The following is a 21,904-nucleotide window of genomic DNA, read 5'->3' on the forward strand; positions in this document are numbered from 1 at the left end:
ATGTCGCTATAATGTCATGTATAAAGAGCGAAGTGAGAGGAAAAGAATATGCCGTCAGAAGATCTAAAACAATCTTTAAAATTATATATTGTATTATCACGTGCACTAAAAGCAATTAATGAAACAACACATCAATTATTTCAGGATAATGGTTTAAACCCAACTGAATTTGCTGTTCTAGAACTTCTCTATCATAAAGGAAGACAGCCATTACAGCAAATTGGCAATAAAATTTTGTTAGCCAGTGGGTCTATTACGTATGTCATTGATAAGCTGGAGAAGAGAGGTTACTTATTACGAGTATCTTGTCCTGCTGATCGTCGTGTTACGTATGCAGAAATCACCCCTGAAGGTGAAGCTTTTATGGGAGAGCTGTTCCCAAAACACGAACAGCATTTGCATGAATTAATGAGTGTACTATCCCCAGAAGAAAAAGAACAAGCTATTACGTTATTGAAGAAAATTGGTCTTTCTATAAAGGACCTATCTTATTAAAAAAGTTGTCTCATTGATTTGAGACAACTTTTTTGTTATCAAATAGAAGGACGATAGACTATGTCTATCGTCCTTAGCATTTTATTATTTTTTAGATATAGTTGCTGCCATATTAAGCATAGCATCTGTTAAATCTTGTTCATCATTATCATGAATAGTTAATTTTGTAATGAGACCATCTTTCTCAAGGACAACCCCAATTACTTTCTCAGTGTCGAAGTCCACAACATAACCCTCGATATTTTGAACATCTTTGAATGCTGCTAATTCCTCAGCAGTTAGAGCGACTGTTTCACCCACTGCGTTCATATAATCTTGCATAGTTGTTTTTACTTCTTCAAAGCTCGATTGTGAAGCTTCAATTGTTTCAATACGCATAAACACTTCGTCATCATCATTTGACACTAACATGTCTTTACCAGGCTCTTCTTGTGTCAGTGTAAACCCAGGAAGTTGTTGTAGTTTATAGCTTTGATCAACACTTGCAGATTCAGTTGCCTTTTCTGTTTTATCTACACCATTTTGGACGTATTTTACATCTTGTTGAGGCTGTTTAGAAGCATCCTCTGTATTTGTATCATTTGATGCAGGTGTATCTTCTTCTTCCTCATTTGATTCACCTGCTGTATCATCTCCAGATGGTTTTTGATCGGCAGCAGTATTTGATGGCTCATTTTGCTGAGCATCTGAATCCCCTGTTTTATCAGATGTATTACAACCTACAACTAATACGGCTGTTAGTAATAATGCAAGAATAGAAACTAATTTTTTTTGCATAAAAAACCCTCCTTTTCTAAATTAAACGTTAGTAAAGATAAAATGTTTCCAAATATTAATGTTATGATGTTAAAGGTAACACTAAAAATAATAATAGTACAAAAACGACATGAGCTACAATAACAAGTGGCATACTTTTACGCCATTCATATAAGAAGCCCCAAATAATGCTTGTTACCAATGCAGCAATGACACCAAGCATAAATCCGCTAAGGGCAATTGATACAGCACATAATACTGCGGTAACTAAGACAGCCAGCGGTGGGCGCATAAAACGTTTTAACTGTTGTTGGATATAACCACGCCAAAATAATTCTTCACCTATAGCGACGATAAATACGAGTAAAACATAGTGCCAGATATTTTGTGGTCCGTAGCTTGCTAAAAATTTTTGAACGGATTGTACTAGATTATTATTAATATATGGAGCGAGCCAGTAACCAAAGCGAATAATACCATATGTGATGGTACCGTATCCAATACCAAAGAGTAAAAATTGCCATGTAGGTAATTGATCTTCAATGGAGCCAGCTAAGATGGCAATGGCAATACATACTAGTAGAGTGAATGCATACATGTACCAAAATACAGCTTGGTTAGCAAAGGTAAAAGCAAGCATGCCATAAACGAATAATAAAGAAAGGAGAAATAGTATTGTTTGTTTCGAATTTGTTAGCATATTCGACCTCCATACCTTAATCTTATCAAAAAAATAGTCCCTTATCATCTATTAAGACAAATAGGGACTATTCAGACTATTAAGCTTCATTAGTATATAAGATTTTATATCGTTTATGATTGACGACCGTTTTTTCTTCAATTTCAAGGGAATCAAAATTCTCCATATATGTTAAATTAACGATCACCGAATTTTCATTTACCTTTTCTACAATACCTTGGAGACCATTTTTAAACTCGATAATATTTCCAACTTCAGCTATTTTCACAGACAGTCAGCTCCTTCATCGACTAATAATATACAGTTTGCATGAAAAATTGGTAAACGTAAAGCTTTTTTTAAATAATTCATAATTTATTACACAAATGAGGAAAAGAGAGGAATAAAGTTCATGGAAAAATACGAAAATATGCTTAAACAATTACAAAATGGGGAAAGAGAAAGTATTGAAATAAAAAAGGAAGAATTTTACGAATTTAGAGAAATACTTGTAAAACACCCATTATTTAAACATTTTAGAGGTGAGGCCAAGCAAAATGGGCGAATTATCTATACTTATACTGAAACACCAAGAAGTTAATTTGTCGAACATTGTCGTAAGTTAATGCTGTAAGAAATGAAATATAAATGTATAATAATGGTATGATTATTTGTGTGTGGAGGGTTGTATGAATGGTCAATCTACTCTTGAAACAAATGGAACAAACTCGTGAGATGATGATTCGCTCAGGTGTAGAAAACGGGTTACAAAATGCAAAAACCATTCAACTGAGTCGCAGATTAGATCAGTTAATGAATACTTATTATAGACAGATGGCATTTGAAGAAGAAAAAGACCAAGAAGACTAACAAAAGATTGTTCCAGTATTCAGAGTAAAAAAACATTTTAACATATATGTTTAAAATGCATTTCAATGGGGAATAACTTACTATGAACACAGCAACATTCTCATTTCCCCCTTTAGAGCAGTGATCCCCCAATCACTTGCTCTCTTTTTTTTTGCTTATTCGGTATATATGCCCTACCTATAAATTTTAGTACAAGTTGTGGGAAGAGTTTGAATTATCCCATTCATTCACCTAAACTGAAAAGATATAGAGTTGAACTCTCATGGAGAGTGCAGACATTCTAGAACAAAGGAGCATTGTACATATGACAAAGAAACGTATTGCATTTATTGGAACTGGAGTAATGGGTGCTAGTATTATTAAGCATTTATTAAAAAATGGTCATGAAGTTACTGTCTATACTCGCACGCAAGAAAAAGCAGAACCTCTTGTTGCTTTAGGGGCATCATGGGCAAGCTCGCCTGCTGAGGCATTTAGAAACCATGAAATTGCTTTTACAATGGTTGGTTATCCTTCAGATGTAGAGGAAGTATATTTTGGGGAAAATGGCCTCTTCCAAACAGCAGAACAAGGCAACATTGTTATTGATATGACGACATCAGAGCCATCTTTAGCAAAGAAAATTTATATGCATGCTCAATCCATCGGAGTAGAGGCTTTAGACGCCCCTGTTTCAGGAGGGGATATTGGTGCACAAAATGGCACTTTGTCGATCATGATTGGTGGTGATCAAATCACATACGACAAGGTATTGCCAATTATGAAGCAGTTTGGAGGTAATATAATTTATCAAGGTGAAGCAGGAGCTGGACAGCATGCAAAAATGTGCAATCAGATTGTCATTGCCTCTGGTATGATTGGCGTGTGTGAATCATTAGCTTATGGACTAAAGGCAGGATTAGATTTACCTACCGTATTACAATCGATCTCTTCAGGCGCAGCAGGTTCATGGTCTTTAAGCAATTTAGCCCCACGTATGATAAAAGAAGATTTTGCACCAGGCTTTTATATTAAACATTTTGTAAAGGATATGAAAATAGCTTTAGATGAGTCAAACAAAATGGACATCACATTACCAGGACTTGCATTAGCCTATGAAATGTATGAGAAATTAATCGCAGCAGGCTATGGTGATAATGGTACACAAGCACTCTTGAAGTATTATAAATAATTTGCGATGCGATTATGAATAGGAAACCTGAAGGCTCCTTAATGGGAGACCTTCAGGTTTTTTTGTTTTACTCTTTCCCGAAAAGTTGAGAATCCAGTGAGAAGCTGGATGCGCCTGCGAGAGCAAAGTAAAGAGCTATTGCACCTAATGCTAAATCTAATTCATAACCAGCCAATCCATCTGCCCCGATAAAGCCGATGCTAAGCTTTGCTGTAAAGATCGCCACAATCATTGTAATCGTTAATAAAGCACCAAATATTCTTGTTGCTAAACCTAAAATAATGGCAATTCCACCAACTAACTCAATAATTGCCACAATATACGCCATAAATCCTGGTATACCTAGACTATCAAAGAAGTCAGCTGTATAGCTAATACCGCCTTGAAATTTTTGAAAACCATGCACTGCAAAAATAACGCCTAGAACGATACGTAAAATTGTTGAACCAATATTTTGCATAATAAAGTAACTCCTTTTCTTTTTGCTTACAATTCGTAACTTAGTTTATTTTTAAAAACAACTTTTGTCAAGTAACTTAATGTATTTTTAGAACAGGTTTTTTAAAAAAGTGATATACTGTTAAATAGGAACTAATCTACAAAGGGGGGAAGTCATTTGGATCAAAAAAATATTTGTCCACGATTTGAAAAAGCACTCATGATATTAAATCATCGCTGGAATACGCTACTTATTTATCAGCTACTAGATGGTCCGCAAAGGTATTCGACCATTAAAAATCAGCTGAATATTAGTAGCCGTGTATTAACAGAACGTTTAAAGGAGTTAGAGACTGAGCAAATAGTGCTACGTACAGTAATTCCCTCAACGCCAGTTGTCATTGAGTATGAATTGACGGAAAAGGGTTATGCTATTGCACCTGTGCTAAAAGCGATCGAGCATTGGTCCTCTGAATGGGTAACCATAGATATAGAATGATAAAAAGGTATTCAAGCGAGGGGCTTGAATACCTTTTTTGGGATTCACACAGAAAATAAGCGTTCAATTATCGACCATTTGGCAGTTATTTTTCAGTGAATTTACTGTTATATTGTAAATAATATTAATTTTCTTTAAAAAAAGGTGTTTTTTATTTCAGAGAGAAATTAATTGTTTATTATAGAGAATGGAGAGGAGGGTATTATGGAGAAGAGTACAGCTATAGACGTACAACATCGAAGTCAATTAGCCATTTATTTATCATTACCGATACTTTCATGGGCATTTTATGATTTTGCGAATACAATTTTTTCTTCAAATATAAATACAATATTTTTTCCCTTTTACATGGATGAGGTTTTAGGAACAAATGAAGTCATGCAACAAGTTGCGAGCACCTTTATATCTTATGCAAATGCCATTGCAAGCTTGTTGCTCGTTATCTTTTCACCCCTTTTCGGTGTGTGGATTGATAACACAGGTTATAAAAAGAGATTTATTGTATGGTTTGCATCCATATCTATTCTGTTTACGTTTATGATGGGAATATTTGCGAATGTACAAACCACTGTCAATTACTCTGGTGTGCCTCTTAGTTTATTTTTGGTAGTTGCAAGTTTTGTCATAGCGAAATTTTTCTTTAATTCAAGTTTAGTATTTTACGATTCTATGATGGGTGATCTAGGAACAAAAGAAGAGATGCCGCTCATTTCAGGGTATGGTGTTGCAATCGGATATCTTGGTACACTTTTTGGATTACTTGTTTACTTGTATGTTGGTAACAGCGATTTTCATCGAGCGTTTATTCCAACAGCCATTCTGTATCTACTCTTTTCATTGCCATTATTCTTAATTAATAAAGATACGCCGATCCCAAAGTCACAACGAAAGTCCTTAAAGTTTTTAGATGGTTATAAAGAAATCATTCAAACATTTAAAGATATGAAGCAATATAAAGCAATCTTTACCTTTATGGTTGCTTATTTCTTTCTAAATGATGCCATTGCTACAACGATTGCTATGATGGCTGTTTATGCGACAACAATTGTTGGCTTTAGTTCTGGACAATTTATCGTTCTTTATTTGGTCTCTACTGTCTCAACAATCATTGGGTCACTTGCGTTTGGGTATATTACGAAATCAATAGGAGCTAAACGTGCCATTACAATTGTTGCACTTATTATGATTGTTGCTTTAATATTCGCTGTTTTTGCTTCAGCACAATGGATGTTCTGGCTTGCTGGTAGTCTATTTGGTATATCACTTGGCTCAATGTGGGTGACATCTCGGACATATATTATTGAATTATCACCGAACGAAAAACGTGGACAATTTTTTGGGTTGTTTGCTTTTTCAGGTAAAGTATCCTCCATTATTGGTCCAGCCATATATGGAACTGTTACATTGTGGATGAAGGATTATGGTACTATTGCTAGTCGTGTAGCATTATCAACGTTGATCGTTATGACGGTCGTTGGTCTATTGGTACATCTAAAAGTTAATGATAAAAATGGAAATAGCAAGTAGGAGAAATGTATTGCCTATGATACAATTGAATTATAAACAGATGTAGAGAAAGGAGCGGGGTTGCATTGGAACATAAAGGAATTTTATTAGAAAGTGGAACAAATGAGCTAGAGATTGTTGAATTTGAAGTAGCAAACAATAAATTCGGCATCAATGTTATTAAAGTAAAAGAAATTATTCAACCGATCCCAGTAACGTTTATCCCACACGCGCACCCGCATGTAGAAGGAATCATTCAATTACGTGGTGAGGTATTACCTGTTGTAGATATGCTACGAGTATTAGGGATTCAAGGTGCTGAGCGTAATCCACAACAAAAATATATTGTAGCAGAATTTAATAAACAACGTGTCGTTTTCCATGTAGATAATGTAACACAAATTCATCGAATTTCTTGGAATCAAATCGAAAAGCCTTCAGATATGTATCAGGGAGGTACATCACAAGTAATCGGTGTGATTAAACAGAATGAGCAAATGATTCTATTACTAGATTTCGAAAGAATTATGGTGGATATCAATCCTGCGTCAGGAATTAGTGTGGAATCTGTGAAAAAACTCGGTAAACGTGAGCGATCTGGAAAGAGAATTTTAATTGCAGAAGATTCACCGTTATTACGTAAATTACTGTTCGATACAATGAATGAAGCTGGTTATGACAATGTTGAATTCTTTGAAAATGGCCGCGATGCTTATGAATACTTAGAGGGAATTGCGAAGAGTGGCAGTGACATAGCGGAGCATATTCAATTGGTGGTAACGGATATTGAAATGCCACAAATGGATGGCCATCATTTGACACGAAAAATCAAAGAGCATCCCGATCTTCAAAAGCTTCCTGTTATCATTTTTTCAAGTCTAATTACAGACGACCTTCGTCATAAAGGTGATCAAGTAGGGGCTGAGGATCAAATAAGTAAGCCAGAGATTGCAGAGCTCATTTTACGTGTTGACCAACTTATTCTGTAATCACCATGGCTTACATGATACTTCTCAATTTTAATAATGGGTATCCTGCAAGTATAAATAAATGAAAGTAAAGTCGGATGCCTTAATTAAGAGGGTCCGATTTTTTTGTATATGTCCTAATATTATGAACAAAATAAATGGTAGATGCTTGAAGGATGTGATTATTTGAATGAATTAAAAACAGCTATTATTGATATCGGCTCCAATACTATCCGGTTAGTATTATATCAATATAATAATGAAGAGGGACTTCGTGAGCTTGGAAATATTAAGACGGTAGCACGATTGCGTACATATTTACAGCCCTCAGGAGAGATGTCTGACGAAGGTATTCAAGTGTTATCAGAAACTTTATTGACATTTAAAGCCATGCTTGAGGATTTTGAAGTAACAGATGTAATAGCTGCTGCGACTGCTGCTATTCGACAAGCCACTAATCGAGACAAAATTATTGAGGAAATGAAAAAACGGACTGGTATCCAAATACAGCTTTTATCAGAAGAAGAAGAAGCCTATTTTGGATACGTTGCTGTTGCTTATTCCATGGGTACGAAATCGGCCGTAACGATAGATATCGGTGGTGGTAGTACCGAAATTACGCTGTTTGAAAATAAAGAAATTCAGCAATCACATAGTTTCCCTTTTGGGACAGTTTCTTTAAAGCAACGTTTTGTAAAAGGTGAAATTATTAATAGTAGTGAGAAAAAAGAGCTTCTTGCCTTTGTCAAAGAGCAGTTCCAAACACTCCCTTGGATAAAAAATGTTGCTCTACCCATTATCGCAATTGGTGGTAGTGCGCGGAATATTGCTCAAATACATCAACAAAAGCATGATTACCCTATTGCCAGCGTTCATGGTTATGAAATGACGAAGGAAAATTTGGATGATTTAAGCTTATTTTTAGGGCAATTAAGCTTTCAGGAGTTGAAACAATTGGATGGGCTCTCATCTGACCGCGCAGATATCATTGTTCCTGCATTAGAGGTATTTAGAATATTGATGGAGGTAGTTGGTAGTGAGACCTTCCAACTGACCAAGCGAGGTTTACGTGAGGGACTCATTATTCAACGGATTTTGCAAACAGATCCACAGGCGTTTGATAAAGATAATGTATTTGAAGGAAATGCTAGAAGATTAGCACGTCAGTATGGTCGGAGTGAAATGGAAGTAGATTATTTAATGCATTTAGCAGACCAATTGTATCGTGAATGTTGTCATTTAGGCTACTTGCAATATCATCCAGAAGATTTGCATTTATTAGCAAAAGCGGCGAAGGTTTTTAATATAGGAGAGTATATCGAATTAAGCTCTTCAAGCCAACATACTTTTTATTTAATTGCGAATCAGTCCATTGATGGTTTAAATCATTTAGAACGAGTAAAACTAGCACTTCTTGCCTCCTATAAAAATAAAGATTATTTCGAACGTTTTGCTGCTCCATTTTCTACATGGATGAGTCGGGAGGAACATCGTAAAATAAGAGATTTCGGAGCGTTATTAAAATTTGTCTATGCATTAAATGTTTCAAAACGCAATATAGTACATGCTATTGAAATGCACACAGAAGAAGATCATGTTCAGCTTAATATTTATGTAAAAAAGAATGCTGCGGCTGAAAAATATCAAGCCAATCGACATAGAAAGCATTTAGAACGTGCATTAAAAATCCCAATGAAGATCAATTTTATTGAAGAAGGGTGGAACAATGGATGACAACTGAAGTAACGAAAAACGAGCTACATGGGGAAGAATTTTCCGAAAACTACAATCTATTGTTAGAGGAAATTGCAAAGCCTCAATATTATAATAATCGCGAATTAAGCTGGCTTGCCTTTAATGAGCGAGTGCTAGAGGAAGCAGAGGATATTAATAATCCTCTGCTTGAACGTTTAAAATTTTTAGCTATATTTAGTTCCAATTTAGATGAATTTTTCATGGTACGTGTTGCAGGCTTACAGGACCAGGTTCGTGCTGGTTTTCATAAGCCCGAAAACAAATCTGGCTTAACGCCGAAGGAACAGTTGGCCAAAATAGCAGAACGCACACAAGCATTAGTGCGTCGACAAACTGAGGTATATAGACATTTAATCTATGATTTACTGCCTCAACATAATGTACATATTGCGGACATGAAAGATTTAAATAGCAAGCAAAAATCATTTATCAATGAAATGTTTGCAGAAACTATCTTCCCTGTTTTAACACCTGTTGCAGTGGATGCGTATCGTCCTTTCCCAACTTTGCTTGGTAAAACTTTGAATTTACTAGTGCTGTTAGAACAGGATGAGTCAGATCTTGAAAGTCGTGAAAGAGTGGCGATTGTCCAGGTTCCATCTGTGCTAGATCGCTATATAAAAGTACCGTCCGAAGAAGGAAAGACAGTTGTAGTTTTATTGGAGGATGTGATAGTAGCACATATTGAAAAGCTGTTTTATGGCTATAGCGTAAAATCAGCACAAGCCTTCCGCTTAACAAGAAATGCAGATTTAACTATCCATGAAGAAGGGGCTCGAGATCTTCTCGTGGAGATCGAAAAAGAGCTGAAAAAGCGAAAGTGGGGAGTAGGAAGCCGTTTAGAAGTTCGAGTGGGAGAAATGAACGAGGAAGTGCTGCAATACTTACTAGATGAATTCGAAATAGAAGAATCCGATGTATTCCATATTGATGGTCCTTTGGATTTAACGTTTATGTTCTCTTTTGTGAAAGGTATTTCAGTAGGTCGTGAGCATTTAGAATATGAAAGCTTTATCCCACAGCCACCTTTAGATTTACAGTCTGACGAAAATATTTTCGAAAAAGCACTTCAACAGGATATATTTTTCCATCATCCATATGAATCTTTTGCCCCTATTGTTGATTTTATTTCTGAGGCCGCTGTCAACCCGAATGTGTTGGCTATAAAACAGACATTATATCGAGTAAGCGGGAATTCCCCTATTATTCAAGCGTTAAAACTTGCCGCTGAAAACGGTAAACAAGTAACGGTATTAGTGGAACTAAAGGCACGTTTCGATGAAGAAAATAATGTACACTGGGCAAAACAATTAGAACAAGCAGGTTGTCTTGTAATTTATGGGATGAATAATTTAAAAACACACTCAAAAATTACGCTAGTCGTTAGTCGTCGTAACGGCAAAATTGAACGTTTTGTCCATTTGGGTACCGGAAATTATAATGATGCTACTGCAAAAATTTATACGGATATGGGCATAATAACGACAGATAAAGAGTTTGGCATTGATGCGACAAATTTCTTTAACTACTTAAGTGGCTATACAGAAAAACCTACCTTTAATCATTTAGTCGTTGCACCATTTGATATACGAGATGAGTTTATTCGTTTAATGGATGAGGAAATTGCCTGTCATAAAAAATATGGAAATGGTTTTATCCGTGCAAAAATGAATTCATTGACAGACAAAGATTTAATGATGAAGCTTTATGAGGCATCCATTGCGGGTGTAAAGGTCGAACTTATTATTCGTGGTATATGCTGTATTAGACCAGGAATCCCAGGTATTAGTGAAAACATTACCGTAACAAGTATTGTTGGTCGTTTCCTTGAACACTCTCGTATTTATTGGTTCCATCATAATGGGGAAAATAAAGTTTATTTATCCTCTGCAGATATGATGACACGTAATATGATTAAACGTGTAGAAATTTTATTCCCTGTATATGCAAGTGAAGCAAAAACTCGTATTATTGACATAATGAATGCACAATTAATGGATACTGCGAAAGCCCGTATTCAAGACTCTAATGGTAAGTATCATTATAAAGAGTTTGATCGTAGCGAAGATCCATTAAATAGCCAGGAAATTTTCTTGAAGGATGCATTAAAGCCTACGCTAGACGAAGAATAGAGCAAACACGCTACTTAGTGAGGGATAGAATGAAAAAATGTAGAGAAAATGTAGCGCCATTTGCAGAATATCAACAGCTCATGCAACTAAACCCATTTGATGCAATTATTTGTTTGAGACAAGTTGATAACATAGTGTTTGAGGTCGTTGAATTTAATGAAAAGCTATCTTCAATGATTGAGCTGGAGGATATAACAGCCAAAAACGCTGAGAACTTTTTTACTAAGCAATGCTGGCTGCAATTGTCGGGATTTCTAATTGAGGAAATCAATAAACAGCATACTCTAAAATTAGGTAACGGTCTTCAAGAGAAAACATTTGTGCTTCATGTTCAGCACTTTTCTGAATCAATCGTTGCCATTATTCTTCGAGCGATAACATTTGAAGAAAATCCCTATTTACAGTTCATTGAACAACACATAAGTCCAGTGTTAACGACAGATTTACAAGGTCGAATAATTCATCAAAATATTGCTGCTACTGCTACACTATCGAGAGAGCAGCACAGTCTAATTGGACTAGATATTTTTTCATTACTAGAAAGTAAATACCTCAATGAATTTAAATTATTATTTACCAAAACAATCGAAGGTTCAGCGTTTGGCATGCCTAAATGCTTATTGAAAGGTGATTTACTAAGTAAAGAGCCCTTTTATTTAAGAACGCATCCAACCTATTATAATGGTGAAGTTGTGGGTGTTCACCTATTTGTTAAAGATGCGAATTCATTTATGAATGATCATGAAGCATTCTATTACCTAGCACTAATGGATGAATTAACAGGTATTTGGAATCGAAAAGCTTTTAAGGAGCATTGGCTACAGCATTTAAATGATAAAAAGCAAGAGCATAAGCAAGCCGCTCTTATTTTAGTTGATATTGACCGTTTTAAAAAGTTTAATGAATCCCTTGGCGAGAGCAAGGGAGATGATTTGATGCGTATGTTTAGTCATAGGTTACGGGAGCTTTGCTACTCAAAGTGTTCGCTGTATCGATATAATAGTGACGAGTTTATTTTTGTGCTCAAAGATGCAACCATCCAAAAAATTGAACGAACTGCAAACTTGATTATGGACGTATTAAAACAGCCATTTATGATAGATGGACAGGAATATTTTATAAGTGTATCGATTGGGATTTCACTTAGCCCAGCAGATGGTAAAGATATCGAGACACTTGTACGGAAAGCAGATAAAGCTTTATTTTCTGTTAAAGAACATGGTCGTTCACATTACCGCTACTACCGTGAAGATATGACGGCTATTTTTCCAAACGAAGCATTGATGGAGGCACATTTACGTCGTGCAATTGAATTTAATGAGCTAAGTCTCCATTTACAACCGCAAATGGATTTAGCAAATAATAGCATCAATAGCTTTGAAGCATTATTACGATGGAATAACCGTAAATTTGGTTTTGTATCACCAGCACAATTTATTCCTATTGCAGAAGCCTCAGGGTTGATTATTGAAATTGGTGATTGGATTATTGATGAGGTATGTCGTTACCAAAAAGAATGGCAATCGAAGGGATATCGTCCTGTACGGATTGCAGTCAATATATCTCCAAAACAGTTTAGAAAAGAAAATTTTGCCCGAAAAATTAAAACAGCTTTAAAGAAATATGGTGTACCACCTGAATTATTAGAAGTAGAAATTACCGAAAGTTCTATGACAAATGTTCATGAAACATTTTCGATTCTTACAGAACTGAAGCAATTAGGTGTTTATGTGTCTGTGGATGACTTTGGGACAGGCTATTCCTCATTAAGTTATCTCAAGCGTTATCCGATTGATATTATTAAAATTGATCAGTCATTTATTGCAGATATAGCAAAGGATGACAAAAATGAAGCCATTATAAAAGCCATTATTTCGATGTCTCATAATTTAGGATTAGAGGTCATTGCTGAGGGAATTGAAGAACCAATACAAGTCGATTTTCTCAAACGCCATCGTTGTCAAAAAGGGCAAGGCTATTTGTATAATAAACCATTACCAGTAGAAACGATTGTACAACAATATTTTGTAAGCTAGAAAACGGGTAGCACTTTCATCATAAAATAGATGAAGTGCTACTTTTTTATTTGCCGTTTTTAAGACCGTTTAAGACAATTGCTGTAAATTGCGCCATCTCAGAGGCTAGGTCAAAGTCTTCACTATGTATCAACCAATCATAGACATTGGCACGCATACAGCGCTGAATAAGTGTTTGTATGGTAGCAGCAGAAACATCTTGTCTAAATTCCCCTTGTTGAATTCCTTCCTCGATATATGTATTCATTATCTGAAAAATCTTACGTTGTGGATTGATTAAATAATGATCCTGTTTTACTTGGTTTGTCATAGCAGCCGTATACACTGTACGTAATAAATCCTTCCCCACAATATTTGTTAAATATTTCATTTGCTCTTGATATACTAAAAGAATTTTTTCACTTGCTGGTAATGAGGGATCAATATTTTTTTCAACTGTACTATAAAAATTATCAAGCTCCTTAAATTTTTCTAAAATAACATCATATTTAGATGGGAAATGTGTATAAAATGTACCCTTTGAAACATTACATGCCTTCGTAATTTGTTCAACAGAAACATGTTCATAACCATGCTTGTTAAATAAATCTAAAGAAGCTTTTAATAATTTTTCACGTGTTTCTAATGCCTTTTTCTGTCTGCTTGTGAGTGTTTCCATCGGTAGCTAATACCTCCTGTTTAAAATATTGTAAAATATCTTTTGTGAAAAATATTCTGAAAATATTAAATTTTTAATTGACGAGATGGATTTTGATTGATTATGATTTAAATGACCGAAGTCAATGACTGTGGTCAATGAGGTTATCTCGTTATTAATGTTACTTTAAAAAATGAAAGTTGGCTAGTATATCATCAAGTTTTCCGTTGTATTTTCAAGGAATGGGGAGGTCACAATGAAGGTAAAATTAGGTTTTATTGGCTTAGGGAATATGGGTTTACCGATGGCTATTAACTTATTAAGAGCAGATTATCAGGTGTATGGTTTCGATACGAATGTGAAAGCAATGGATCAATTCGCAGCAGCAGGTGGTTTCGGCCTTGAGACAGCTATGGATATTGCGAAACAATGTGATGTTATTATGACAAGCTTACCTACCCCTCAGGTTGTAGAATTGGTTTATCAGTCAGAGCAAGGAATTTTACAACATGCAAAGAAAGGATGCCTACTGATTGATTTTAGTACTGTTAATCCCGAATTAAATGATACGTTACATACAGAAGCTATAGCTTTGGGATTACGTTATTTGGGAGCTCCTGTCAGTGGGGGTGTCATTGGGGCTATCAATGCGACATTAACTATTATGGTTGGTGGTGACACAGAAGATTATAAAAGTGCCAGTGAAATATTCGGAATAATCGGTAAAAATATTTATCATTTGGGTACATCTTCAAGTATAGGGACGCGAATTAAATTACTCAATAACTTAATGATTGGCTTTTACACAGAGGCAGTCGCTGAAACGATTGTACTTGGTGAAAAAATGGGTATTCAGGCAGACACGCTCTATGAAGTATTAAGTAATAGTTATGGGCAAAGCCGTATTTATGAACGTAATTATTTGGAATATATGAAAAATGATAATTATGAGCCGGGCTTTTCGACAAATCTACTATTAAAAGATTTGAAGTTAGCTAAGGAAATGGCTGATGAAGCAGGCGTATCGCTGCGAATCGGCGAAAAGTTAGTGGATCTTTATAGTGAAATTGCTCAGCAGGGCTACGGAGAAAAAGATATGTCTGCAGCTTATTTAAGCTTAAAAGAAAAATGTAAACTAGAACAATTTTAAGAGGAGGAAATGGATATGACAACAGCACAAGATGTTAAAACATTAACACATTTTATTGGTGGCAAATTGGTTGAAGGAAAAAGTGGACGATTCGGTTCGGTATTTAACCCAACAACAGGTGAAGTCATTGCTAAGGTACCCCTTGCAACAGTAGAGGAAACACAAGATGCAATCGAGCAAGCTCAAGCAGCATTTCCAGCTTGGCGTGATACGTCAGTGGCTAAGCGTGCAGAAATTGTACTAAAGTTCCGTAACCTTATCACTGAAAATATGGAAGAGCTATTACAAATCATTTGTACTGAAAGCGGTAAAACGATTGAAGATGCCAAAGGTGAAATTACACGAGGACTTGAATCTGTTGACTTAGCCATTGGTGCGCCACACTTAATGAAAGGAGAATACTCTGTAAATGTTGGAGGTCAAATAAATGCTTATTCTGCAAAGTATCCATTAGGGGTTGTGGCAGCAATTTCTCCATTTAACTTCCCCATCATGGTGCCTCTAGCACAAACGAGTATGGCCATTGCTGTAGGAAATGCGGTTATTTTAAAAGCATCCGAGCGTGTGCCAATGACTGCATTGTATGTTAGTGAGCTTTGGAAGAAGGCGGGATTGCCTGATGGTATTTGGACAGTAATCAATGGTGATAAAGATGCTGTCAATGAACTTTTAGAAAACCCTGCTGTGCAAGCGATTTCATTCGTTGGATCAACACCAGTTGCGAAGTATATTTATGAAACTGGGTCAAAATATGGAAAGCGTGTTACTGCACTTGGTGGGGGTAAAAATAATATGGTTGTAATGCCTGATGCGGATCTTGAACAGGTAGCTAATGCCTTTATTGGAGCAGCGTATGGGGCAGCCTCACAACGCTGTATGGCGATATCTACCATTATGCCTGTAGGAAAGGATACTGCAGATCGTCTAGTGGAGATTCTGAAGGATAAAATCGCTAATCTGAAGGTTGGCCCTTATACAAATCCTGATTCAGATTTTGGCCCTGTTATTTCTCAACAATCGAAAGAAGCAATTCTTACTGCAATTGATGGAGGGGAAGCCGAAGGAGCTTCAGTAATTTGTGACGGACGAGAGCTTGACATTGTCAAAGAGTCTAAAGGGTTTTATGTAGGACCTACATTATTAGATCATGTAAAACCAGGAATGGAAGTTTACGAGCAAGAAATATTTGGTCCAGCTCGCAATGTTGTTCGTGTAGATTCCTTAGAGGAAGCTATTACACTTATAAATAAGCATGAGCTAGGCAATGGTGTCACAATCTTTACGAATGATGGATTAGCAGCTCGAAAATTTACAACAGAAATTGATGTTGGCATGGTTGGTGTCAATGTACCAATTCCAATTCCTGTTGGCTACCATAACTTCGCAGGCTTTAAAGGCTCTCGTTTTGGTGAGGGGCATATGTTTGGCCCAGATCAAGCACGATTCTTTACAAAAACTAAGACAATTTCAGAGCGTTGGATGGCTGGTAATGCCTCCCCAGCATCCACATTTGCATTCCCAAGCAATAACGACTAATAAAACCTAGAGCTGTAGAGCTATACAGCTCTTTTTCTAAAAAAGGGGATGGGGTGGGGTGTAAATGTTAGAGTATATTGGTCTTTTTGGTAGTTTAGCATTATTAGTTTATTTAACAATGAAGGGTGTAAATCTACTTATTTCAGCACCGTTAACGGCGCTGTTAGCAGCTTTAACAAACGGTCTTGCATTTTTTCCTCAAACAGCTGATAAAGATCAGCCCAACTTTCTAACGAGCTATATGGATGGGTTCACAGGATTTGTTGGTTCTTGGTACTTAATGTTCATGGCGGGCGCCATTTTCGGTAAAGTCATGGAGGACACAGGCGCTGCAGATAGTGTCTCTAAATGGATTGTAGAAAAAATAGGGGTGAAATATGCCACATATGCTGTAGTCTTAGCTGCAGCAGTACTCACATATGGTGGTGTTTCAGTTTTTATCGTAGCCTTTTCTGTTTATCCAATGGCTATTAGTTTATTTAAACAAGCAAACTTTCCACGACGTTTTATTCCTGCTGCACTGGGCCTAGGTTCTGTCACATTTACGATGACATCAGCAGGCTCACCTGAGATTCAAAATTGGATACCGATTCCATATCTTGGTACAACTCCATATGCTGGTTGGCAAGTTAGTATTGTCGTGGCTATTTTTATGGCCGTTGGTGGCTCGCTTTGGCTGAATTGGATGATTAAACGCGCTGTAAACAATGGGGAGATTTTCATTGAGCGCTCCACTGATCCAGTAGCTGATAAAACACGTAAGCTACCGAGTCCCCTTTTGAGTCTCGTACCATTATTAGTTGTTTTAGTCATTTCTTATATTTTCCATAATTCACTTGGAACCTCTGCTTTAATTGTAGCCTTAACTAGTGGCTGTATCGTGGCTTATTTAGTGAGTTACAAATATGCAAAGTCAGTTGGCGCAACATTAGCAGCAGGTGCGATGGGTGCTATTATTGCCATTGCAAATACGGCGGCTGTTGTCGGCTTTGGTGGGGTAGTAAAAGCAACACCATCCTTTGTTGCAACTGTTGATGTAATGACCAATATCCCTGGCAGTCCGCTGATTGGAGGAGCCTTAGCTATTGCGGTTATTGCTGGTTTAACAGGTTCAGCATCAGGGGGACAAACAATTGCAATGCCCTTACTAGCACCGCATTATATCGAGATGGGTGTAGATACAGAGGCATTGCATCGGACAATCGCTATAGCATCTGGTTCCCTAGATTCATTGCCACACGGAGGATATGTTGTGACAACCATCAATTCAGTATGTAATGAAAAGCATAAGGATGCATATATGCCATTTGGAGCTTTGACGGTTATTATCCCTATCATAGGTACAATACTTGCAATCATATTATTCTCATTAGGGATGTAGGAGGGATGAAGTATGCAAGGGAAAACGGTTTTTATTACAGGGGCAGCTCGTGGTATTGGTCTTGCCATAGCACAAGCATTTGCTGAGCAAGGGGCTAATGTTGTGATAACAGATAAAAATGAACAGCTTCTAGAGGAAGCCGTCGCACAATACCCCTCTTTAACTTCCTATATATGTGATGTGACAGAAGAACAAGCCATAAGAGAAGCCATCGATTTTACGATTAATAAATTCTCAACATTAGATATTTTAATCAATAATGCAGGATTTCAACATGTGTCGCTTATTGAGGATTTTAAGACAGAAATTTTTGAGTCAATGCAAAAAGTGATGGTCGTTGCTCCCTTTGTAGCAATGAAGTATGCGTTACCACATATGAAGAAAAATCAATTTGGTCGTATTATCAATATGGCCTCCATCAATGGCGTCATTGGGTTTGCTGGGAAGGCAGGCTATAATGCAGCAAAGCATGGTGTGATTGGGCTTACTAAGGTAACGGCACTAGAGGTGGCGACAGATGGAATTACGGTAAATGCTATTTGTCCAGGGTATGTTGACACGGAATTAGTACGTAATCAGTTTATGGATTTAGCACAGACACGGGGTATTCAAGTGGAGGAAGTACTTGAACAAGTGTTATATCCACTTGTACCGCAAAAACGTTTACTTGATGTCTCGGAAATTACAGGACTTGCATTATATTTAGCAAGTGATATAGCAAAGGGGTTAACCGGTCAGGCCATTCTATTAGATGGTGGCTATACAGCTCAGTAGCTTAGGAGGGAAAATATGATTCAAACAAAAACCATTTTTACTGTTCATTCACCAGGGACGATTGTATATGGTCGTGATTCATTTGAAGAAGTAGGAGAGTATGCGAAAAAACTAGGTTCTAAGGCATTAATTATTAGTGATCCAATGATGGAGAGTTTAGGATTTGTGAATAAATGCCATACACTATTAAAGACCCAAGGGATAGAAGTCGTTTCATATATAGGGGTGATAACTGAGCCGGACGATACGTATGTAGCAGAGGGATTACAGCTTTTGCAGAAGGAAAACTGTGATGTCATTATATCTGTTGGTGGGGGTAGCTGTATTGATACGGCGAAGGCGATTGCAGTAGTGGCTACAAATGGCGGCTACATAGGAGATTATATGAAAATGGCAAAAGTTGCAGCTGTTGCACCAATTCCACACATTGCAATACCAACAACAGCAGGTACAGGCTCTGAAGCCACAGATGCAACTGTTATTACCAATACAAAAAGTGATGTAAAAATGATGATTAAGCAACCAGCTTTTATGCCAACTATGGCGGTTGTTGATCCTATTTTAACCATTACTTCACCTCCAGCAATTACCGCAGCAACAGGAATAGATGCATTGAGCCATGCCATTGAGAGCTATTTATCGCGTTTAGCTCATCCTTATTCGAATGTGCTCGCCTTATCTGCTATGGAATTAATTGTGAATAACATCATAAAGGTTTTTGAACATGGAGATGATGTTGATGCTAGGGAAGCGATGTCATTGGGTTCGATGCAGGCAGGGCTGTCATTTTCAAATGCTTCTGTTGCCCTCGTACATGGAATGTCGCGTCCCATTGGTGCACTTTTTCACGTACCACATGGCATCTCCAATGCGATGCTTTTACCAGCTGTACTAGACTATTCAAAAGATGCTTGTATAGATCGATTGGCAGATTTGGGACAATTTTTTAATAAAACAAAAGAATGTCTATCACAAGAGGAGCTTGCTCAGCTTGCTATTACGTCCATTAAAGACATGTGTAAGTATATGAAAATTGGCAATTTAAAACAGTGGGGAATAGAGGAGCAAGCTTATTATCAGGCCATTCCTAAAATGGCTGAGGATGCACTTGCAAGTGGAAGCCCTGACAACAATCCGAAGATACCAACTTTAGAAGAGTTAATGGAGCTATATAAAATTGCCTATACGTATGAGTTTTAATTATATTGGAGAGCTATTCATTCGGATGAATGGCTCTTTTATATTTTTTTAGAAAATAAACTCGCATTCTATAGAATTAATATGACATATTCGAGAATATATAGTAAACTTTTAGTGAATCATCATTCATTTTTAACGAAGGGGGAAATGGAATGTTGCAAAGGAAGACGATTATTATTACGGGTGGATCAAGTGGCATGGGGCTGTATATGGCAAAGCAGTTCGTGACTGAGGGAGCTAATGTTGTCATAACAGGTCGTAATGAAGAACGATTAGCAGAGGCAAAGAAATTTATAGCTGAGGCTGGTCCCTCTATTGAGACATTCCAAATGGATGTACGTGTACCTGAGCATGCTGAGGCTATGCTCGCATTTGCTATTGAAAAATTTGGTCAAGTGGATGGGCTTGTGAATAATGCAGCAGGTAATTTTATTGTACGTGCAGAGGATTTATCACCGAATGGCTGGAAGGCTGTCGTAGATATTGTATTAAATGGTACATTCTACTGTTCTTCAGTAGTAGGCAAGTATTGGATTGAACATAAGATCAATGGGTCTATATTAAATATGGTAGCGACGTATGCTTGGAATGCAGGAGCAGGTGTGATCCATTCTGCTGCAGCAAAAGCAGGGGTACTATCATTGACGAGAACGCTAGCTGTTGAGTGGGGGAAACAGTATGGGATTCGGGTTAATGCTATTGCACCGGGTCCAATCGAGCGTACTGGTGGAGCCGATAAGCTTTGGGAATCAGAAGCAGCGGCAGCTCGTACACTAGATTCTGTTCCACTAGGCCGAATAGGAACACCAGAAGAAATTGCTGATTTAGCTACATTTATGATGTCTAACAAAGCAAGTTATATGAATGGCGAATGTGTAACTTTGGATGGTGGGCAGTGGCTCAATCAATATCCATTCTAAAAAAGTTTGCATAACGAATAGCTGGGTTGACGCATACTAAGGGTAAAGAAAGGAGTTTTGCCGATGGGTATGTGGTTAATACCAGCTCTAATTGCTATGATAATTATTTGTGTAATTTCCTTTGTATACACGTTGAAAATTGCAAAGATGACTTCTGAACGGAAGTCTGAAAAGGATACTCCGATTTCAGAAACGGTTGAAGAGTATGCAACGATTTTGAACCCAATTGTTTGGGTCTATTCAATTTTTTTGCTTTTTTTAGGGATCATGATTTTTTACTACTGGAGTAAGGCTGGCTATTAGTTAAGAACCATCTTCATTCGGTCACGAAAAACTTGACTGGATGAAGATATTCTAAGTTTTTGCTGTAAAGGCTAAAATAATTCATTGTTCATGAAAAACTCTTCTCGGCCTGGTCATGGTCATACATAGAAAAGTTGTGATATGATGAAAGGGAAGGACTGTTCTACACAGTGAGGACAGAAAAGGAGAAGAAGTTCATGATTTCAACTAACAGCAAAGACTTATTAGCAATGCCAATTAGTGATTTTATCATTTCCTCTGAAAAAGTTGCGCATGTACAAAGTGGAAATAGTGCGGAACATGCACTCCTTGTACTAACACGTACAGGGTACTCGTCCATACCTGTATTAGATTTAAAATATCGACTTCAAGGTTTACTTAGCATGAAAATGATTACCGAATCGATTCTTGGACTTGAGCATATTGAATATGAAAAGCTACCTGATATTAAGGTTGACTCTATTATGGAAAAAGAGATCGCTGTATTGAAGCTGACGGATACTTTCCAGCGTGCTTTGGATTTAGTTATTAACCACGCCTTTTTATGTGTAGTGGACGAAGATGGTACATTCGCAGGGATATTAACAAGACGTGTTATTTTAAAGCAATTGAAAAAATATATTTATCAAAAAGAGTAGTAGCTTAAGAGGGAACTCAGATGAAAATCATGAGGCCCTCTTTGCTTGTATTGGAGGTTT

23 protein-coding genes are annotated in these 21,904 nt (G+C 36.9%); 18 read left to right on the forward strand and 5 right to left on the reverse strand.

Annotation, left to right across the window (positions count from 1 at the left end; translation table 11 throughout):
- Positions 1–48 precede the first annotated feature (48 nt).
- The gene (locus tag HCH28_RS02650; RefSeq protein WP_004224579.1) at positions 49–495 is read left to right on the forward strand and encodes a MarR family winged helix-turn-helix transcriptional regulator; all 447 of its coding nucleotides are present in this window, start codon (positions 49–51) and stop codon (positions 493–495) included.
- An 84-nt stretch (positions 496–579) separates the two neighbouring features.
- On the opposite strand, the gene HCH28_RS02655 is transcribed toward HCH28_RS02650, so the two are convergent.
- The 3 genes from HCH28_RS02655 to HCH28_RS02665 form a co-directional block, all read right to left on the reverse strand.
- Entirely contained in the window at positions 580–1,272 is a 693-nt protein-coding gene (locus HCH28_RS02655) for a hypothetical protein (RefSeq protein WP_048391996.1), read from the reverse strand.
- A gap of 61 nt (positions 1,273–1,333) precedes the next feature.
- Positions 1,334–1,951 (reverse strand): CPBP family intramembrane glutamic endopeptidase, encoded by a 618-nt coding sequence (locus HCH28_RS02660; RefSeq protein ID WP_221679565.1) that lies wholly within the window; start codon positions 1,949–1,951, stop codon positions 1,334–1,336.
- Positions 1,952–2,030: 79 nt separating this feature from the next.
- A complete protein-coding gene (locus HCH28_RS02665; protein ID WP_004224583.1) occupies positions 2,031–2,219 on the reverse strand; it encodes a YkvS family protein in 189 nt (62 codons plus the stop codon).
- Positions 2,220–2,342: 123 nt separating this feature from the next.
- Between HCH28_RS02665 and HCH28_RS02670 the strand changes: the two genes are divergently transcribed.
- The 3 genes from HCH28_RS02670 to HCH28_RS02680 all read left to right on the forward strand — a co-directional run bounded on the left by HCH28_RS02670 (position 2,343) and on the right by HCH28_RS02680 (position 3,971).
- A complete protein-coding gene (locus tag HCH28_RS02670) occupies positions 2,343–2,531 on the forward strand; it encodes a hypothetical protein (protein WP_221679567.1) in 189 nt (62 codons plus the stop codon).
- Positions 2,532–2,623: 92 nt separating this feature from the next.
- Positions 2,624–2,800 carry an aspartyl-phosphate phosphatase Spo0E family protein gene (locus tag HCH28_RS02675; protein WP_004224595.1) on the forward strand — a complete coding sequence of 59 codons (177 nt, stop codon included), beginning with the start codon at positions 2,624–2,626 and terminating at the stop codon, positions 2,798–2,800.
- A gap of 304 nt (positions 2,801–3,104) precedes the next feature.
- The gene (locus HCH28_RS02680) at positions 3,105–3,971 is read left to right on the forward strand and encodes an NAD(P)-dependent oxidoreductase (RefSeq protein WP_221679569.1); all 867 of its coding nucleotides are present in this window, start codon (positions 3,105–3,107) and stop codon (positions 3,969–3,971) included.
- 67 nt (positions 3,972–4,038) lie between these two features.
- On the opposite strand, the gene HCH28_RS02685 is transcribed toward HCH28_RS02680, so the two are convergent.
- Entirely contained in the window at positions 4,039–4,431 is a 393-nt protein-coding gene (locus HCH28_RS02685; RefSeq protein WP_221679571.1) for a DoxX family protein, read from the reverse strand.
- Positions 4,432–4,587: 156 nt separating this feature from the next.
- Here HCH28_RS02685 and HCH28_RS02690 point away from each other — a divergent pair, with 156 nt between their 5' ends.
- The 6 genes from HCH28_RS02690 to HCH28_RS02715 all read left to right on the forward strand — a co-directional run bounded on the left by HCH28_RS02690 (position 4,588) and on the right by HCH28_RS02715 (position 13,305).
- Positions 4,588–4,908 carry a winged helix-turn-helix transcriptional regulator gene (locus HCH28_RS02690; RefSeq protein WP_221679573.1) on the forward strand — a complete coding sequence of 107 codons (321 nt, stop codon included), beginning with the start codon at positions 4,588–4,590 and terminating at the stop codon, positions 4,906–4,908.
- Between the two features lie 204 nt (positions 4,909–5,112).
- Complete coding sequence (locus tag HCH28_RS02695) at positions 5,113–6,435, forward strand: MFS transporter (protein ID WP_221679574.1); 1,323 nt, start codon at positions 5,113–5,115, stop codon at positions 6,433–6,435.
- A 65-nt stretch (positions 6,436–6,500) separates the two neighbouring features.
- Positions 6,501–7,403, forward strand: a complete 903-nt coding sequence (locus HCH28_RS02700) for a chemotaxis protein (RefSeq protein ID WP_004224606.1) — start codon at positions 6,501–6,503, stop codon at positions 7,401–7,403.
- Between the two features lie 165 nt (positions 7,404–7,568).
- Positions 7,569–9,116: a Ppx/GppA phosphatase family protein gene (locus HCH28_RS02705; RefSeq protein ID WP_221679576.1), complete on the forward strand. Its 1,548-nt coding sequence runs from the start codon at positions 7,569–7,571 to the stop codon at positions 9,114–9,116.
- On the forward strand, positions 9,113–11,269 hold the full coding sequence (locus tag HCH28_RS02710) for an RNA degradosome polyphosphate kinase (protein ID WP_221679578.1): 2,157 nt from the start codon (positions 9,113–9,115) through the stop codon (positions 11,267–11,269). Before HCH28_RS02705 ends, HCH28_RS02710 begins: the two co-directional genes overlap by 4 nt.
- A gap of 29 nt (positions 11,270–11,298) precedes the next feature.
- Positions 11,299–13,305 carry a GGDEF and EAL domain-containing protein gene (locus tag HCH28_RS02715; protein ID WP_221679581.1) on the forward strand — a complete coding sequence of 669 codons (2,007 nt, stop codon included), beginning with the start codon at positions 11,299–11,301 and terminating at the stop codon, positions 13,303–13,305.
- A gap of 46 nt (positions 13,306–13,351) precedes the next feature.
- Here the strand turns inward: HCH28_RS02715 and HCH28_RS02720 are convergent, their stop codons facing one another.
- Positions 13,352–13,963, reverse strand: a complete 612-nt coding sequence (locus tag HCH28_RS02720) for a TetR/AcrR family transcriptional regulator (RefSeq protein ID WP_221679583.1) — start codon at positions 13,961–13,963, stop codon at positions 13,352–13,354.
- Between the two features lie 235 nt (positions 13,964–14,198).
- On the opposite strand from HCH28_RS02720, the gene HCH28_RS02725 reads away from it, so the two are divergent.
- The 8 genes from HCH28_RS02725 to cbpB all read left to right on the forward strand — a co-directional run bounded on the left by HCH28_RS02725 (position 14,199) and on the right by cbpB (position 21,844).
- Positions 14,199–15,092, forward strand: a complete 894-nt coding sequence (locus HCH28_RS02725; RefSeq protein WP_221679585.1) for an NAD(P)-dependent oxidoreductase — start codon at positions 14,199–14,201, stop codon at positions 15,090–15,092.
- 15 nt (positions 15,093–15,107) lie between these two features.
- Positions 15,108–16,628 carry a CoA-acylating methylmalonate-semialdehyde dehydrogenase gene (locus HCH28_RS02730; RefSeq protein WP_221679587.1) on the forward strand — a complete coding sequence of 507 codons (1,521 nt, stop codon included), beginning with the start codon at positions 15,108–15,110 and terminating at the stop codon, positions 16,626–16,628.
- A 64-nt stretch (positions 16,629–16,692) separates the two neighbouring features.
- Positions 16,693–18,009 (forward strand): GntP family permease, encoded by a 1,317-nt coding sequence (locus tag HCH28_RS02735; RefSeq protein WP_221679589.1) that lies wholly within the window; start codon positions 16,693–16,695, stop codon positions 18,007–18,009.
- A gap of 12 nt (positions 18,010–18,021) precedes the next feature.
- Positions 18,022–18,783, forward strand: a complete 762-nt coding sequence (locus HCH28_RS02740) for a 3-hydroxybutyrate dehydrogenase (RefSeq protein ID WP_221679590.1) — start codon at positions 18,022–18,024, stop codon at positions 18,781–18,783.
- 15 nt (positions 18,784–18,798) lie between these two features.
- Entirely contained in the window at positions 18,799–19,983 is a 1,185-nt protein-coding gene (locus HCH28_RS02745; protein ID WP_221679591.1) for an iron-containing alcohol dehydrogenase, read from the forward strand.
- A 152-nt stretch (positions 19,984–20,135) separates the two neighbouring features.
- Entirely contained in the window at positions 20,136–20,903 is a 768-nt protein-coding gene (gene fadH, locus HCH28_RS02750; protein ID WP_221679592.1) for a 2,4-dienoyl-CoA reductase, read from the forward strand.
- 63 nt (positions 20,904–20,966) lie between these two features.
- Positions 20,967–21,206 (forward strand): short-chain dehydrogenase, encoded by a 240-nt coding sequence (locus HCH28_RS02755; RefSeq protein ID WP_221679593.1) that lies wholly within the window; start codon positions 20,967–20,969, stop codon positions 21,204–21,206.
- Positions 21,207–21,403: 197 nt separating this feature from the next.
- A complete protein-coding gene (gene cbpB, locus HCH28_RS02760) occupies positions 21,404–21,844 on the forward strand; it encodes a cyclic-di-AMP-binding protein CbpB (protein WP_004224640.1) in 441 nt (146 codons plus the stop codon).
- The last annotated feature ends 60 nt before the right edge of the window (positions 21,845–21,904 follow it).

This window comes from Lysinibacillus sp. K60 (assembly GCF_019731275.1).
In the GTDB taxonomy this organism is placed as follows: Bacteria; Bacillota; Bacilli; order Bacillales_A; family Planococcaceae; genus Lysinibacillus; species Lysinibacillus capsici.